This window comes from Bacillus sp. FSL K6-4563 (assembly GCF_038630405.1).
In the GTDB taxonomy this organism is placed as follows: Bacteria; Bacillota; Bacilli; order Bacillales; family Bacillaceae; genus Bacillus; species Bacillus pumilus.
Window position 1 is genome coordinate 218,820 of the sequence record NZ_CP152030.1, and the last position, 14,374, is coordinate 233,193.

Annotated in this window: 17 protein-coding genes, 2 pseudogenes and 1 riboswitch; of the genes and pseudogenes, 12 read left to right on the forward strand and 7 right to left on the reverse strand. The window is 39.3% G+C overall.

What is annotated here, in order from left to right; translation table 11 throughout:
• Positions 1-41: 41 nt before the first annotated feature.
• The 6 genes from MHH54_RS01270 to MHH54_RS01295 are packed head-to-tail and all read left to right on the forward strand — an operon-like array spanning position 42 to position 3,742.
• Positions 42-524, forward strand: a complete 483-nt coding sequence (locus tag MHH54_RS01270; protein ID WP_003216959.1) for a DsrE/DsrF/DrsH-like family protein — start codon at positions 42-44, stop codon at positions 522-524.
• 14 nt (positions 525-538) lie between these two features.
• The gene (locus MHH54_RS01275; protein WP_268492518.1) at positions 539-892 is read left to right on the forward strand and encodes a rhodanese-like domain-containing protein; all 354 of its coding nucleotides are present in this window, start codon (positions 539-541) and stop codon (positions 890-892) included.
• A gap of 47 nt (positions 893-939) precedes the next feature.
• Positions 940-1,500: a sulfurtransferase TusA family protein gene (locus tag MHH54_RS01280; protein ID WP_058015183.1), complete on the forward strand. Its 561-nt coding sequence runs from the start codon at positions 940-942 to the stop codon at positions 1,498-1,500.
• A 14-nt stretch (positions 1,501-1,514) separates the two neighbouring features.
• Positions 1,515-2,642, forward strand: a complete 1,128-nt coding sequence (locus MHH54_RS01285; protein ID WP_342500582.1) for an MBL fold metallo-hydrolase — start codon at positions 1,515-1,517, stop codon at positions 2,640-2,642.
• Between the two features lie 33 nt (positions 2,643-2,675).
• Positions 2,676-2,906: a sulfurtransferase TusA family protein gene (locus tag MHH54_RS01290; protein ID WP_342500583.1), complete on the forward strand. Its 231-nt coding sequence runs from the start codon at positions 2,676-2,678 to the stop codon at positions 2,904-2,906.
• 59 nt (positions 2,907-2,965) lie between these two features.
• Positions 2,966-3,742: a sulfite exporter TauE/SafE family protein gene (locus MHH54_RS01295; RefSeq protein WP_342500584.1), complete on the forward strand. Its 777-nt coding sequence runs from the start codon at positions 2,966-2,968 to the stop codon at positions 3,740-3,742.
• A gap of 30 nt (positions 3,743-3,772) precedes the next feature.
• Here the strand turns inward: MHH54_RS01295 and MHH54_RS01300 are convergent, their stop codons facing one another.
• Positions 3,773-3,949 carry a hypothetical protein gene (locus tag MHH54_RS01300; protein WP_003216908.1) on the reverse strand — a complete coding sequence of 59 codons (177 nt, stop codon included), beginning with the start codon at positions 3,947-3,949 and terminating at the stop codon, positions 3,773-3,775.
• Positions 3,950-4,098: 149 nt separating this feature from the next.
• On the opposite strand from MHH54_RS01300, the pseudogene MHH54_RS01305 reads away from it, so the two are divergent.
• Both MHH54_RS01305 and MHH54_RS01310 read left to right on the forward strand, forming a co-directional pair.
• A pseudogene (locus MHH54_RS01305) lies at positions 4,099-4,401 on the forward strand (NucA/NucB deoxyribonuclease domain-containing protein); the annotation flags it as partial.
• A gap of 518 nt (positions 4,402-4,919) precedes the next feature.
• On the forward strand, positions 4,920-5,210 hold the full coding sequence (locus tag MHH54_RS01310; RefSeq protein ID WP_034620732.1) for a DUF5839 family protein: 291 nt from the start codon (positions 4,920-4,922) through the stop codon (positions 5,208-5,210).
• Positions 5,211-5,292: 82 nt separating this feature from the next.
• Here MHH54_RS01310 and MHH54_RS01315 read toward each other — a convergent pair whose 3' ends face one another.
• Positions 5,293-6,030 (reverse strand): AAA family ATPase, encoded by a 738-nt coding sequence (locus MHH54_RS01315; protein ID WP_034620729.1) that lies wholly within the window; start codon positions 6,028-6,030, stop codon positions 5,293-5,295.
• Positions 6,031-6,328: 298 nt separating this feature from the next.
• On the opposite strand from MHH54_RS01315, the gene MHH54_RS01320 reads away from it, so the two are divergent.
• From MHH54_RS01320 to MHH54_RS01330, 3 genes are all read left to right on the forward strand, one after another.
• Positions 6,329-7,144, forward strand: coding sequence for a hypothetical protein (locus MHH54_RS01320; RefSeq protein WP_003217246.1), 816 nt, complete (start codon positions 6,329-6,331; stop codon positions 7,142-7,144).
• A 66-nt stretch (positions 7,145-7,210) separates the two neighbouring features.
• The gene (locus tag MHH54_RS01325) at positions 7,211-8,326 is read left to right on the forward strand and encodes a hypothetical protein (RefSeq protein ID WP_003217125.1); all 1,116 of its coding nucleotides are present in this window, start codon (positions 7,211-7,213) and stop codon (positions 8,324-8,326) included.
• 45 nt (positions 8,327-8,371) lie between these two features.
• A complete protein-coding gene (locus MHH54_RS01330) occupies positions 8,372-8,620 on the forward strand; it encodes a DUF2651 family protein (RefSeq protein ID WP_144472471.1) in 249 nt (82 codons plus the stop codon).
• 30 nt (positions 8,621-8,650) lie between these two features.
• Here the strand turns inward: MHH54_RS01330 and MHH54_RS01335 are convergent, their stop codons facing one another.
• From MHH54_RS01335 to proS, 5 genes and pseudogenes are all read right to left on the reverse strand, one after another.
• Positions 8,651-8,809 carry a YesK family protein gene (locus MHH54_RS01335; protein WP_080550340.1) on the reverse strand — a complete coding sequence of 53 codons (159 nt, stop codon included), beginning with the start codon at positions 8,807-8,809 and terminating at the stop codon, positions 8,651-8,653.
• A 251-nt stretch (positions 8,810-9,060) separates the two neighbouring features.
• Positions 9,061-9,207: a hypothetical protein gene (locus tag MHH54_RS01340; RefSeq protein WP_003216938.1), complete on the reverse strand. Its 147-nt coding sequence runs from the start codon at positions 9,205-9,207 to the stop codon at positions 9,061-9,063.
• Complete coding sequence (locus tag MHH54_RS01345) at positions 9,194-10,360, reverse strand: Rap family tetratricopeptide repeat protein (RefSeq protein WP_003217146.1); 1,167 nt, start codon at positions 10,358-10,360, stop codon at positions 9,194-9,196. The genes MHH54_RS01340 and MHH54_RS01345 overlap by 14 nt, the downstream gene beginning before the upstream one ends.
• 152 nt (positions 10,361-10,512) lie before the next feature.
• Positions 10,513-11,040, reverse strand: a pseudogene (locus MHH54_RS01350) (transposase); the annotation flags it as partial.
• A 139-nt stretch (positions 11,041-11,179) separates the two neighbouring features.
• On the reverse strand, positions 11,180-12,613 hold the full coding sequence (proS, locus tag MHH54_RS01355; protein WP_003217275.1) for a proline--tRNA ligase: 1,434 nt from the start codon (positions 12,611-12,613) through the stop codon (positions 11,180-11,182).
• 395 nt (positions 12,614-13,008) lie between these two features.
• Positions 13,009-13,108, forward strand: a riboswitch (purine riboswitch).
• Between the two features lie 77 nt (positions 13,109-13,185).
• Here proS and MHH54_RS01360 point away from each other — a divergent pair.
• A complete protein-coding gene (locus MHH54_RS01360) occupies positions 13,186-14,358 on the forward strand; it encodes an MFS transporter (RefSeq protein ID WP_003217034.1) in 1,173 nt (390 codons plus the stop codon).
• The last annotated feature ends 16 nt before the right edge of the window (positions 14,359-14,374 follow it).

Below are 14,374 nucleotides of genomic sequence, written 5' to 3' on the forward strand. Positions count from 1 at the left end.
TTCTATATACCCCCATAGGTAATTGTTGAAGGAGGAGCAGAATGGAAGAACAGAAAAAACGCACGACGATTGTGTTATTTAGTGGAGATTATGATAAAGCGATGGCGGCTTACATTATTGCTAATGGTGCAGCAGCCTATGATCATGAGGTGACCATTTTCCATACGTTTTGGGGGTTGAACGCCTTACGTAAGGATGAGATGGTACCGATGAAAAAAGGATTTTTAGAAAAAATGTTCGGCAAAATGATGCCGCGTGGTGCTGATCGTATGGGGCTGTCCAAGATGAACTTTGCAGGAATGGGGCCGAAAATGATCAAGCATGTGATCAAAAAGCACAACGCCATGACATTGCCTCAGCTTATTGAGATGGCGAAGGAGCAGGATATTAACCTCGTGGCATGTACAATGACGATGGATCTTTTAGGATTACAGGAGAAAGAATTATTAGATGACATTCAATATGCTGGTGTAGCGGCATATTTAGCAGAGGCTGAAATCGGACGTGTGAATTTATTTATCTAGTGAGGTGAAGCAGGATGGTGCAGACGATTTTACTCATCATCGTAATTGGATTACTCGTGAGCCGCTTTCTGCCGGTTCGAGGTGTGAAGCAAATGAATGCAGCTCATATGAAAAAGAAGCTGAAAAGCAGAGGTCAACAGCTCATTGATGTGCGTTCTCCTAGTGAATTTCAAACAAATCATATCAAAGGCTTTCAAAACATCCCGTTGCCTCATTTGAAGAATCGAGCTAATCAGCTTGAGAAAAATGAAGAGGTTTATGTGATATGTCAAAGCGGGATGAGAAGTATGCAGGCAGCGAAAATATTAAAGAAGCAAGGATTTACTCAGATTACAAACATCAAGGGTGGCATGAATGCTTGGTATTAAATGCGCAACAAAATATACCCCCACCCCTATATAAAGGAGGACGTCACGTGCAGCAACCAACTGTCATTTTAGATGCAAAAGGACTGGCATGCCCGATGCCGATTGTGAAAACAAAAAAACAAATGAATGAGCTTTTACCAGGAGACGTACTGGAAGTGCAAGCCACTGATAAAGGATCAGCAGCGGATCTAGCGGCATGGTCAAAAAGTGCCGGTCACGAATTTTTAGGGACAAAAGTAGAAGGCCAGGTGCTTCATCATTTGATTCGTAAGGGCGGAGAACAAGAGAAAGAAGGGAAGTCCATGATTTCGGAAATGTCTTTGGAGACTTTTCAACAGAAAGTAAAAGAAGATCCATCTTTGTTTATTTTAGATGTGCGAGAGCTGGATGAATACGAGGCGGGGCATATTCCAGGAGCTGTTCATATTCCCCTTGGTGAGGTGGAACAACGTGCGGAGGAATTGAGCCGGGAGACGGACATTTACCTGATCTGTCATTCAGGCAGAAGAAGTGAATTAGCTGCGCAAAAGTTAAAAGAAAAAGGATTTCATCAATTGATGAATATCGTGCCAGGCATGAATAGCTGGACAGGAGCGATTGAAAAATAGGAGCTGAATGAAACATGACAGTAAAAGCGATGACAGCAGAGCAGTTAACAAAAAAGATCGTGAGCAAGGAACCGCTCTTTTTGCTAGATGTGCGAAATCAAGCGGATGTGCAGGATTGGAAGATTGAAGGGGAAGCAATTGCTCATATGAATGTGCCTTATTTTGATCTCCTTGAAGGAGTAGAGGGCATTTTGCATGACATTCCTCATGATCGTGAAGTGTTGGTGGTTTGTGCCAAGGAAGGCTCCTCTATTATGATCGCGGAGATGCTGTCAGAGGCGGGTAGAACGGTCCATTATTTAGAAGGTGGCATGAAGGCGTGGAGTGAGCATCTAGAGCCAGTGAAGATCGGTGATTTAAGCGGCGGTGGAGAGCTGTATCAATTTGTGCGGATGGGCAAGGGATGTTTGTCTTATATGATCATGTCGAATGGAGAAGCCGCAATTGTAGATGCAGCTAGAATGACGGATGTCTATACCCGTTTTTCTAAAAAGCATCATGTCTCTATAACCCAAGTGTTGGATACTCATCTTCATGCAGATCATATTTCTGGCGGGAAGAAGCTGGCTGAACAGACTGGTGCTAGCTACTGGTTGCCGCCAAAAGATGCAGAAGAAGTGATCTTTGAATATCACCGACTTGAAGAAGGGCAGCGCATAACGATTGGAGCGGCTACCATTGACATTCATCCCCTTTACTCACCGGGGCATACGATTGGGTCAACATCCTTTATCGTGGATCATCAATATCTTCTTTCAGGTGATATTTTGTTCGTGGATTCGATTGGAAGACCTGACCTCGCTGGAATGGCGGAGGACTGGGTAGGTGATTTGAGAGAAACACTTTATGACCGATATGGAGCACTTTCGAAAGAATTGATTGTGCTACCAGCGCATTTCATGGTCATGGATGAAGTCAATGAAGACGGAAGCGTTTGGAAGGAGCTAGGCGTCCTATTTGAAGAAAATCATGGACTGAATATTGAAGATGATGACGTATTTAGACAAATGGTCACGAAGAATCTGCCTGCACAGCCAAACGCCTATCAAGACATTCGTCAAACCAATATGGGGAAGCTGAGTCCAGATGATGAAGCGCAGCGTGAAATGGAAATTGGTCCAAACCGTTGTGCGATTCGGTAATGTCCAATAAAATAAGAAGAGAGGAACAATCAAATGACATCAGATCAAATATTAAACGTCACAGGGCTTGCATGCCCAATGCCGATTATTCGGACGAAGAAAAAAATGAATGACTTGACGGAGGGTCAAGTGTTAGAAATACATGCAACAGATAAAGGGGCTAAAGCTGACTTAGCAGCATGGGCGAAGTCAAGCGGACATGAATTGATCACGCAGACGGATGAAGGACATGTGCTGAAGTTCTGGGTGAGAAAAGGGTCCTAAAGGATGTTAGGGGTATCTGCTGAAGATCCCCTTTTCCTTTTGCAAAGGAGGAGACCAGCGTGGATTTTGCGTTTTTGATTACACTTTTTATCATCGGATGTATTGGTTCCTTCTTATCAGGGATGGTGGGGATCGGGGGATCTGTGATCAACTATCCTATGCTGCTTTATATCCCGCCACTGGTCGGTGTGATGGCACTATCGGCTCACGTGGTATCAGGAATTGGCGCTATTCAAGTGCTTTTTTCGACGCTCGGTGGGGTATTGGCCTACCGAAAAAGCGGGTATTTACATCGGTCGTTGATTTTATATATGGGGAGCAGTATATTGGCGGGCAGCTTATTAGGCAGTTATGTATCTCACTTTATGCCAGAGAATGGGATGAATCTCGTCTATGGATTGCTCGCGGTAGTGGCTGTGATCCTCATGCTGATTCCAAAAAAGGGACAGCGTGCAGATGCAGAGGGAGAAGTCACTTTTCATAAAGGTCTTGCGGCAGGTATTGCCTTTGTGATTGGCAGTGTTTCCGGGGTGCTAGGCGCGGGTGGAGCATTTATATTGGTACCGGTGATGCTGTCTATTTTAAAAATTCCTGTCCGGATGACGATTGCGTCTTCACTAGCGATTACGTTTCTATCTGCGATTGGCGCATCGACTGGAAAGATATTGACGGGTCAAGTCATGCTTCTTCCTGCGGTTGTGCTGATGCTGGCAAGTTTAATAGCCGCTCCGATTGGTGCTAAGGTCGGTCAGAAAATCAATGCCGTCTACTTGCAATGGGCACTTGCTGTGATGATTACAGCGACAGCGGTCAAAATTTGGCTGGATTTATTATAAAGAAAGGACCAGCAAACGTGTTGGTCTTTTTTATTTGACGTCATCGTGCTCGATATATGTTTCAAGGGCTGGGTGAAACTCTTTTTGATAATGAAGGTTGGGGCATGTTTTTACGACTTTGCCTTGCAGGGCATTGGACTTAGAGACTTCTAATGCTGTTTTACATTTAGGGCAGCGTTCGGCAAACAGTGAGGGCCAGCGCTTCATATATCACCACTCCAGTTAAAGTCTTAAAAACCGACTATATTAATATGAATTATAGGGGATCGTGCTGGTGAGGTCAATGGGTGTTTGGGTCTTTTTAACAAAAAAGAAGCACCGTGAAGGATGCTCAGTATGATGTGAAATTGAAGTTTCCGGCTGATAAGTATCCAGAAACAGCACGACACATAAAAAATGCTATAAAGAAGGGAGCTTCAGATGTCTGCACGATTGATAGAGAAGGTGCCGATGAAAATAGAGAAGAATCACTGAAAAACATACCAACAAAAAGAGGATATGACCGAGACGAGTTCCCTATGGCAATGTGTGAAGAAGGCGGCGCAGGAGCCGATATAGAATACATATCTCCAGCAGATAATCGAGGTGCGGGATCTTGGGTATCTCATCAACTAAGTGAATACGAAGATGGAACGGCCGTATTGTTTGTTGTTGATTAGGGTTATGAAACTTTGAATCAAGCCAAAGCGTATGTAGAATATGACTTTGCAACAATAGGTAACACAAAGAAAAAGAAATGAGGTGAATCATTTGTTTGTAGAGGTAGTAATCAATCTGTATGAAATAGGACTACTCATTCTAGGGGTATCCGCTTTAATGTTAATTAAAGCAAATGAGGAACGAAAAAGAAGCAGGGAGAGCTAGCCTGCTTTTTTATTTTGAATATTTTCTATTGCTCATTTGCTTTTAAAAGTTCTATGATGATGTCGTTTTGTTTCTCAATGTTTTGTAATCTCTTTTCGATCGTGGAACTTGAAATACAGATCACAATGAGAATCTCAATGCCCACAAATAACAAATCCCTCCTAAAGCTCAATTGGGCAATCATTTAATGTCGACTAACATTTGCAACATAGTAACATTAATTGAAATTTATAACTACTTGCGTAATTCTTGTTTGTTTCGCGTGTGAATTTCTATTATCCTTAGTGTAAAAGCGCAGAGGGAGTGTGTGTACATGACCAATGAAAAAAATACAATTACAGCGTTCCATTGTTGGAGAAGGAACGGTGAATTGAAGGTTAAACCAAGGCCTTTCAAGTGGCATATTCCCAAAAGACTAAGAGGACAGATACAACAAGGTGACATTGTCTTGGTTGAATCTCAAGACAAAAAGAAACCTGTCCTAGTAATTGACGTTTCAAGGGAAGAGCTAGAGGAAACGGGGCGCTATTACAAGCGAGTCATCAAGATGCTGGATCGAGTAGATAAAAGGGATGAACAGCCTGCAACATCAGTGCGAGTATAATAGAAATAAACCCCATTCTCATTTTAAGAATGGGGTTTATTTCTTAAAAGGCTGGTAATAATTAAAGCAATAATTGAAAAATTCAATCTTCATTTAACAAATGGTCTAACATAGCTGTACGGTTTTCTAAAAAATATTTGGTAATTTGATAATGCTCAGTCATTTCATAGCGTATTTCCTCTATTTTCTTTCCATCAAAATTTAAAATGGTTGCTTCCGGATATCCTAACAAAATTGGAGAGTGGGTAGCTATTATAAATTGAGAGTTACTCTTTGTAGAAAGGTCATGAATAATCTTCAATAATCCTAACTGCCTTGCTGGAGAAAGTGGAGATTCTGGTTCATCAAGTAAATAAAGAGCACTTTTTCCGTTAAAACGATTATTAAACAAAGATAAAAAGGATTCTCCATGAGACTGCTTATGCAGTGGTGTACCTCCGTAAGGAGCATAAACATCTTCACCGCTTTCTTGATTTAAAGTATCTAAATATGCAGCGAAGTTATAGAAAGATTCAGCTCTTAAAAAGAAACCGTTTGTTAATTTAGGTTGCCAAGATAAACGCAAATAGGAACCTAGTGTAGTCTCATCTATATTATTAGTATACAAATTATTTCTGCCACCACCATTTATATTAAAACCACAACTATCTGCAATAGACTCTAGTAAAGTTGACTTTCCTGATCCGTTTTCACCAACAAAAAATGTTACATTGTTTGTGATTTTGATTTCATCTAAATTTTTTATTACCGGAACACAAAAAGGATATTCATTATAGGACGTCACTTTATCTTTAAGAAAAGTTATTTTTTGTAAAGTTATAATTATTCACCTCTTACTTTTCAAATTATGTAATCGTCAATGAAATCACAGTGATTAATGGATATATGTTTAATTTCTCATACATTTCGGTATCAAGACAAGAAAAAGCGTCCTTTATGTTCAAAGGGAGACTATTACGAGTAGTCTCTTTTTTAATGTAAAAATCCACTCAAATTTAACATGTCAATTGATCAGATATTAAAATATCCTTAAAATTCTAGTAATGTTTACATGATCCATATTAACCATTATTATGGTAAATGTGGACCACGCTAAAAAAGGAATTGGAGGTAATAATATGAAAAAACGAAACGTTATTGTCACATCCTTGTTGTCAGCATCTGTATTATTCACTGGGTTTGGATTGGAGGGAAATGCGCAAGCGAAAGAGGTATACCCTTCTATGAACAATGAAAGAGCCAAGCAAGAAATAGAAGAAATGAAAGCAGAGGGAATGACCTCTGAACAGATTAATGAGCTTTATGAGATGAGCAAAAAGGAGTATGACTCTGTATCTACGGAAGCAAAAGCAGAAGCTATATTCGAAGAGTCGCAGAAAGATATCGATCAATACATTAAAGATGGAGTGATCGATGAGTATCTACCTAAGTACAATGAAGAGAAAGATAAGATGAATGTTAATGCAAAGTCCAAGGCATTAGGAACTAAGGGAGATGTGTTGGTTAGTTATGACTTAAATTCAGGCAGTTCTGCAATTGGCTTGGGACATGCCGCAATTGTCTCTCAAGAAAAAAAACAGACAGTAGAATCTTGGCATAAGCTTTGGAGTCCAATTAAACAGCATGGAGTCAGAAAATACAATAATACATGGGCTGCTAGAAAGAAGGTTTATGGGCTTTGGGTGAAGAAGTCTAATAACACGAAATATATTAATGCGGCTAAATATGCCGAGAAACAAGCTAAAGAGAAGAAGCCATACAATTTGAACTTCTTTGACAAGAAAACTACAAAAAAGTTCTATTGCTCTCAATTAGCTTGGAGAGCTTGGAAAAATCAAGGTCATGATATTGACCATAATAAAAAAGATTCAGTCGTGTCGCCGATGGAATTAGTTAACTCTAACAACACGAAGGTCTTTCATCATAAAAAGTAAGTTAATAAGCAGTCGGGGATTCTCCCCGATTGCTTTGCTTGTTTAAAATTAAAAGGAGATGATTGAATGAAATACTTTAAGTTGCTTTTATCAGCTTGTGCCATAGCATTAATATGTACAGCATGTTCAAAGAAAGAAGAGGTTGTGGGAGACCCTTCTAAGGGAGAATTGAGCAATATGAAAGATAGTAAATTTGCTGTAATTCATTCAAAGATGATGGATAGGGGATGCGAGATAGTAAACTATAACGATACAGGGAGTAAGCTATCAAGCGTGTCATTAAAAGACTGCGTGGGATTCACTTCGTCTACTCAGAGTGATAATAATATGTACTTCTCATCTAATAGGTCTAATTATCATGTATCGATAGATAAGAATAATGGAAAGGTAAAACATCTACAAACAAAATCACTTTCAAAATCTACAGAAGACGAGGGAGCATTTTTTATTAACTATTCGAATGGCTATGTTTTACATGATGTAAACGTTGGCTATGTAGAAGATGGATTAGCAGGAGAGTTAGTTTATTGGGAAGAAGACAGTGAAAGTAAAGAGCAACTCAAATTCAACGGAGAATTGAGGACAGCTATATTTGACAATAAAAAAATATATGCCATTTTGAACAATGATGAAAATATCATATTATCCTCTATAGACCCAAAAAGTCATAAGGATAAAAGAAAGACACTAGACGTTGACTCTGTTTTCTATCCTGAAAACAATGAATCATTAAATAATTTAAACGATAAAGAATTAATGATTGCTCTGAATGACGATGTTGATAGTAAGAAAAACTCTATTCTAATCATACTTGACAAAAAAACTCTCGATACGAAAAGAGAAATTGTAATGGATAAGGGATTCACTATCTACAAGACTCATGTAGATAAAGATAAAATCACGATAATATCCCATGAAGGAGAAGTTAAAATGTTTAACAGAGACTTCAAAGAGATATCGTCTGAAAAAATTCCACTTAATTTTAAATCAGATGACGAACGTTTAGAAGAGGTCAAGATTTTAGACGGCAAGATTTATGCATTGGTAAGAATGTTTGATAGAGATAAGGATGGAGTTATTGGCAGAATTATTGAATATAATATTGAAAGCAAAGACTCTAAAGAGATATCCCTAAAATCTGATAGGGATTGGGAAATGACAAGCTTGGAAGTTGTAAAATAACTGACGAGGAGTGTGGAGTAAATTAACTTACATTATCTTGAACCCATGAGGCTTGTGTTATTCACATTGCCATTATTGTATTTAGCTTGGGGGATTATTGGCTATGTAATCTTTAAGAAGGTTTATGTGGTTTTAACTATCACATTTATAACTTCAACCATTTTTATATTTGCCTATACTGGGTTTGACATGTCAAATATGTATTGGGTAGGGGTGGTGACTTTTTTATGCATGTGCACCTCTGTAATTACAAAAATTATTCGAGACATGTATATTCGCTATAAAAAAGCATAATCAACAAGCTTATGTCCACAAACATAAGCTTTATTTTTGTTTCATACCACTAAAATAACTCAAAATGCTTGTAATAATTAAAGTGATAACTGATGAAACTAACAAAGAAACGCTGATCGCTCCTAACCCTAAACCTTCCCATCCTCCCACAAAAAAGCTTATGAGCAATAAGATGATACTTACCAGCATTAAAACTGATGGAAATCCATACTGGAAAGATGACTTCTTTTTTTAAAAGATTAAAGAAACACCTAGTATAATAACTGTAAGGATGGTTGCAGTAGCCAGAAAGACATTTGTCTTGCCCCCTTGAAAGAAGAACCCTAATGAATAATTATATGTTTTTCAATATCGTACCACTGATTTAAGTTGTTTACAAAAGCAGTTAGTTAAAAAAACGGTTCTATGACAATGGATGTCACAGAACCGTTTCTTTGATCTTATAATGTATTTCCAGCTTCTTTCCCTACACTCGATGTAATCACTTTGTCAGCCACTTCATGTGAGACAGCAGCAGAATGAAAAATTGGTAACGCTAATGCTACAGTTACAAGCATGATGGGAACAAAAATTCTACTCTTCAACATTTAACAATTCCCCTCCTTGAATTAACGACTTTGCTTCAAGTGCTCTTTCATAAAAAACGACAGCAATTTCCAACTGCCTACTTTTATTATAGTATCGCGCAGCTTCAAAAGCTAGTTGGTACACATCTTCGTAAAGATTTTTGCTTTGTATATTGTCAAGACAACGTTTTAACTCTGTGATCGCATTTGGTGTCTTAGATTGAAAATAAAGGCAATATAAAAATTTCATTTCTTCTTCATAAATTTTGTCATTCAGTTGTTGGGCTGCCGAGACTCCTTTCTCATATGTTTCGGCTGCTGGAACAACCTGTCCTAATTTCAAGAGGGTGTATAGCTTGTTAAAATAGGCTTTTGGAACATGTGATGTTTCATTCTTTTCAAAAAGTTCACAAGAAGTATCAAAGTGGGACAGGGCATCTGTATATTTTTCTAAGTGGAAATAACACTTGCCTAAGTTAAAGATCGTAGAGGATATAAGGTATTCGTTTTTCGTCTGCTGTGCAAAAGAATGGGATTTTTCAAAGTAAGTAAGTGCATCAGCGTATTGTAGTTTAGACAGATAATTTCCAGCGATGACTGAATAACACCAGGCTATTTTTTCTTGCATTAATGGTTGCTCTGTAAATAGACTCAATGCTTTATGTGCATACATGACAGAAATTTGATACTGATCTATGTGGTAGTACACTTCTGATAATTTGTAGTAAAATTCAGCCTTTTCAGTAGGGTCTTCAATATCCAGGAGAACTTTTTCAGCAGATTTATAAGAACTGATCGCCTCGTCAAATTGCTTTTTCCTAAATTCGTGCATTCCTTTAAAAAACCAAAAATAAAAATCTAACATCTTTTCAATTTGATCTTTGTCTTCATGAAGTGATTGATCAATCTTATGTTTCTGCTCATTGATCTGAACCATATATTCATCTAATTCTCGGCTAGATAACTTAGGTTTGAGGTAACTTAGCATTAAGTCATGTCGAAAATCCAGCAGACTAAAATATAATAATACGGTTTGATTTTCTTCCATACTGTCAAAGAGTCGTTGAACATCTGCTTTTAAAAATTCTGCATCAGTTATTTGATCTTTTTTGATGGTTGAATACCATTCATTCAGTTTGATCGCCACTTCGTCATAAGTGATAGAAGCACCCATATATATTCCCCCTTCAAATTCCTATAAAACCATTTATATACAATATTTTAACATGTCTAACTATTCTAAAATCGAACATATGCGCTCTATATGTAAATTTTCGGTATACCGCAAAATCAAGCCTACTTTAAGAGGAAAATGAGTGATTCAACATCTAATTCTTTCATATAGTTCTGAGTATCTTGTTCGATCGTTTTTCTTGTATATTTATGTTTATTTGCATTCGCTTTAAGATGGGTTGAATCAGTAAAAAGGACGCGCCCTCCAACCATATCGTGATTGATGGCTTGAAGCACAATCTCGTCAAAAATATCTTGAAAAATCGTTGTATCTTTAAATCGAGTACGACGATTCCAACTAATGGTCGAGTGATGTGGAACGGGGTCATTGATGTTTAAACCTAAAAACCATCTATACGCCATGTTATAGTAAATTTCTTTTTCAAGTTGTCTTTCAGAACGGATACCGTACAGGTATCCGATAAACATCATTTTGAACAAAATAAGTGGATAAAGAGAAGGACGACCTTTATTCTCGCTATAATACGGTTTTACTTTATCTACGATAAATGAAAAATCAATGTACTGATCAATTTTACGAAGCAGGTGATCCTCTTCGACCAGTTGATCTAGCAATACAAATTCGGCTTCGTGCTGAGAAGAATTTCTAGTGTGGAACATGAGAAAAAACACCTTCCTTTAGTATGCTTTTCTCTATTATAAAACGGGGGAATGGAAACTTTAAGGGAAAAAATAAAGCTGTCGAGATTTTCTCGACAGCCTGAGCATCGTGAGGGATGCTTCTCTTTCGTTTCTATTCTCAATAAGCTTTTGCCCAGAAAACCATATCAGATGCTGGCTTTCCGCAGCAGACACATGTATCAGAGACAGATTCCTGTTCAAATGGGATACAGCGTGAGGTCGCCCCTGTTCTTTCTTTAATGTCGTTCTCACAGGCTTCTTCACCGCACCACATTGCTTTGATCAATCTGTTTTCTTCCGCAAGGATTTGCTCGATGTCTGCGATTGTGTGGGCGTGGGATGTTTTTTCATGTAATCGTTCTTTCGCCTTTTCGTACATCGTCCGTTGAATATCTTCAAGCGTGGATGTGATGGTTTGTTCAAGTGCATCTAATGTGACAGCTTGCTTTTCACCAGTGTCTCGTCTTGCGAGCATCACCTGTCCTTTTTCGATGTCCTTTGGTCCCACTTCGACACGTAGAGGAATGCCCTGCATTTCACATTCGTTGAATTTCCAGCCTGGCTGTTTATCGCTTGCATCAATGTCAGCACGTGCGATGCGGGTGAGTCGTTCTTTCAACTCGTAGGCATGATCGAGTACACCTTCTTTATGAGAGGCGATTGGCACGATCCGCACTTGGGTTGGCGCAATGTTTGGCGGAAGGACGAGTCCTCTGTCATCGCCGTGCACCATGATCATGGCACCGATGATTCTTGTGGTGAAGCCCCAAGAGGTTTGCTGGACATGCTCTAGCTTTCCTTCGCGGTTTAAGAATTCAATGCCAAATGCTTTGGCAAAGCCGTTGCCGAAGAAGTGAGAAGTGGCTGTTTGCAGCGCTTTTCCATCATGCATCAGGCTTTCAACTGTATAGGTGAAGCGGGCACCAGCGAATTTTTCCTTCTCTGTTTTTCTCCCTTTAATGACAGGAATGGCAAGGAGCTCTTCGCAAAGAGAAGCGTAGATGTGAAGCATTCTTTCTGTCTCCTCAATCGCTTCTTGCTCAGTCTCATGACATGTGTGTCCTTCCTGCCATAGGAATTCAAGCGTTCTAAGAAATGGACGTGTGGTCTTTTCCCAGCGGACGACATTCGCCCATTGGTTATAAAGCTTCGGTAAATCACGGTAGGAATGAATGATATTTTTGTAATGCTCAGCGAACAGTACTTCAGAGGTTGGTCTGACGCAGAGCCTTTCCTGTAATTCGGATTCACCGCCATGTGTGACCCACGCCACTTCAGGAGCGAAGCCTTCGATATGGTCTTTTTCCTGCTGCAGCAGACTTTCTGGGATAAAGAGCGGCATATACACATTCTCATGCCCTGTTTCTTTGATTTGGCGGTCAAGTTCGTCGCGAATATTCTCCCAGATTTTAAAGCCGTATGGCTGAATGATCATACTGCCTCTGACGCTTGAATAATCGACGAGGCGTGCCTTTGTGACAACATCTGTATACCACTGGGCAAAATCGTCTTCCATGCTTGTGATTTTTTCAACAAATTGTTTCTTTGACATTGCATATTCCTCCTTTTAAAAAACAAAAAAGCTGTGCTTTAAGTTAGGGACCATTCCTGGTGGTACCACCCTAATTTAAAGCACAGCTTTACACTCGATCATGATAACGGTATGAACCGCTGTATGAAACAGAACTAAATCGGCAGGTTCACTTGAAGATGTCAGTAGGAACTTCTCAGCACCGTTCCCTCTCTGTTAAAGGTCAATTCAAGCTACTATTCCAGATCTACGTTGATCAATGTTCGTTGATTTTTCATCAGTTTACCTGTAAATGCAGGAGAAAGCAAGTTGTACTGGGGTTTCTTTTCATGCTGTTCTGAGTGTTTTGTTTGATCGTGAATTTGCAGTCATTTCCTATTTTTATAGCTTGCCAGTTATGTAAGCATATGCTACTATATTTGAAGAAAAAATAGACTTGTATAACCTCAATAATATGGTTTGAGGGTTTCTACCAGGATCCGATAAATCCTGATTACAAAAGCGTGCTTTCCTTTTTTGTAATCAGGGTTTTTTTGTTTGTCTTCACCCTGTATCAAAAGTGAAAGCGATGATATAGAGAAGGGATGTTAGACATGAACTGGAGAGTATATTTATTAGCCGTTTCTACTTTTGCGGTTGGATTAGTTGAGCTTGTGGTCGGAGGCATTTTGCCAAGCCTTGCAGAGGATTTGAATGTATCGCTTGCGACAGCTGGGCAGCTTATCACCGTATTTGCCATTGTGTATGCCATTTCAGCACCTGTGCTGCTGACTGCCACAGCTAAAATTGAACGAAAGCGTCTTTATTTAATCGCGTTATTGGTGTTTACAATAGGGAATGTATTCACATATTTTAGTTCGACCTTTGCCCTTGTCATGATCTCTAGGGTATTGATCGCAATGAGTACAGCGCTAGTGGTGGTGTTATCATTGACGATCACTGCTAAGTTGGTGGAGCCAGCGCATCGTGCGAAGGCATTAGGTCTGATTTTTATTGGGATTAGTTCTTCACTTGTTCTCGGTGTACCGATCGGTATTTTTATTACAGAGAGCTTTGGCTGGAGAGTGATGTTTTTAGGAATCAGTATTTTATCAGCGATATCGATGGTGCTAATTTATTTCCTATTAGAGAAAATGCCTGTTGAAAAAGTGACACCTCTTAGAGAGCAAATTCGTGCTTTAGGGCATCCGAAAATTTTTAGTGCACACTTGATCAGTTTGTTTATGCTTGCAGGTCATTATATGCTTTATTCTTATTTCACTCCGTTTCTAATGGAAGTTCTGCATATGACCCCGTTCTGGATTAGTATTTGTTATTTGGTCTTCGGGCTTGCATCTATTGGCGGGAATGGGTTAGGCGGTTGGCTTAGTGACAAGCTGGGTTCAGGGAAAGCCATTTTGCTGGTGACAATTGCGTTTGCGGTTGTGTTGTTTATCATTCCTTATACAGCGGGTGTGTTTGTCCTCTTTATGATCATGGTTGTCCTATGGGGAGCTCTTAGCTGGGCATTAACGCCTGCCTTGCAGAGCTATTTGATTCAAACAGATCCTGTGACGTCTGATATTCAGCAAAGCTTAAATACATCGGCTTTGCAAATCGGTATCTCAATTGGATCAGCGGTTGGCGGTGTCCTATTTACGATGACCGGTTCATCTGTTGATCTGGCGAAGTTCGGTGCAGTGTTTGTACTGATTGCCTTTAGCTGTGCGGTGATTTCGTTGAAGAGACCACCACTTTATATGGATCGTCAGCATCGTGCTGAATAGCTGCCTCATGATAGGC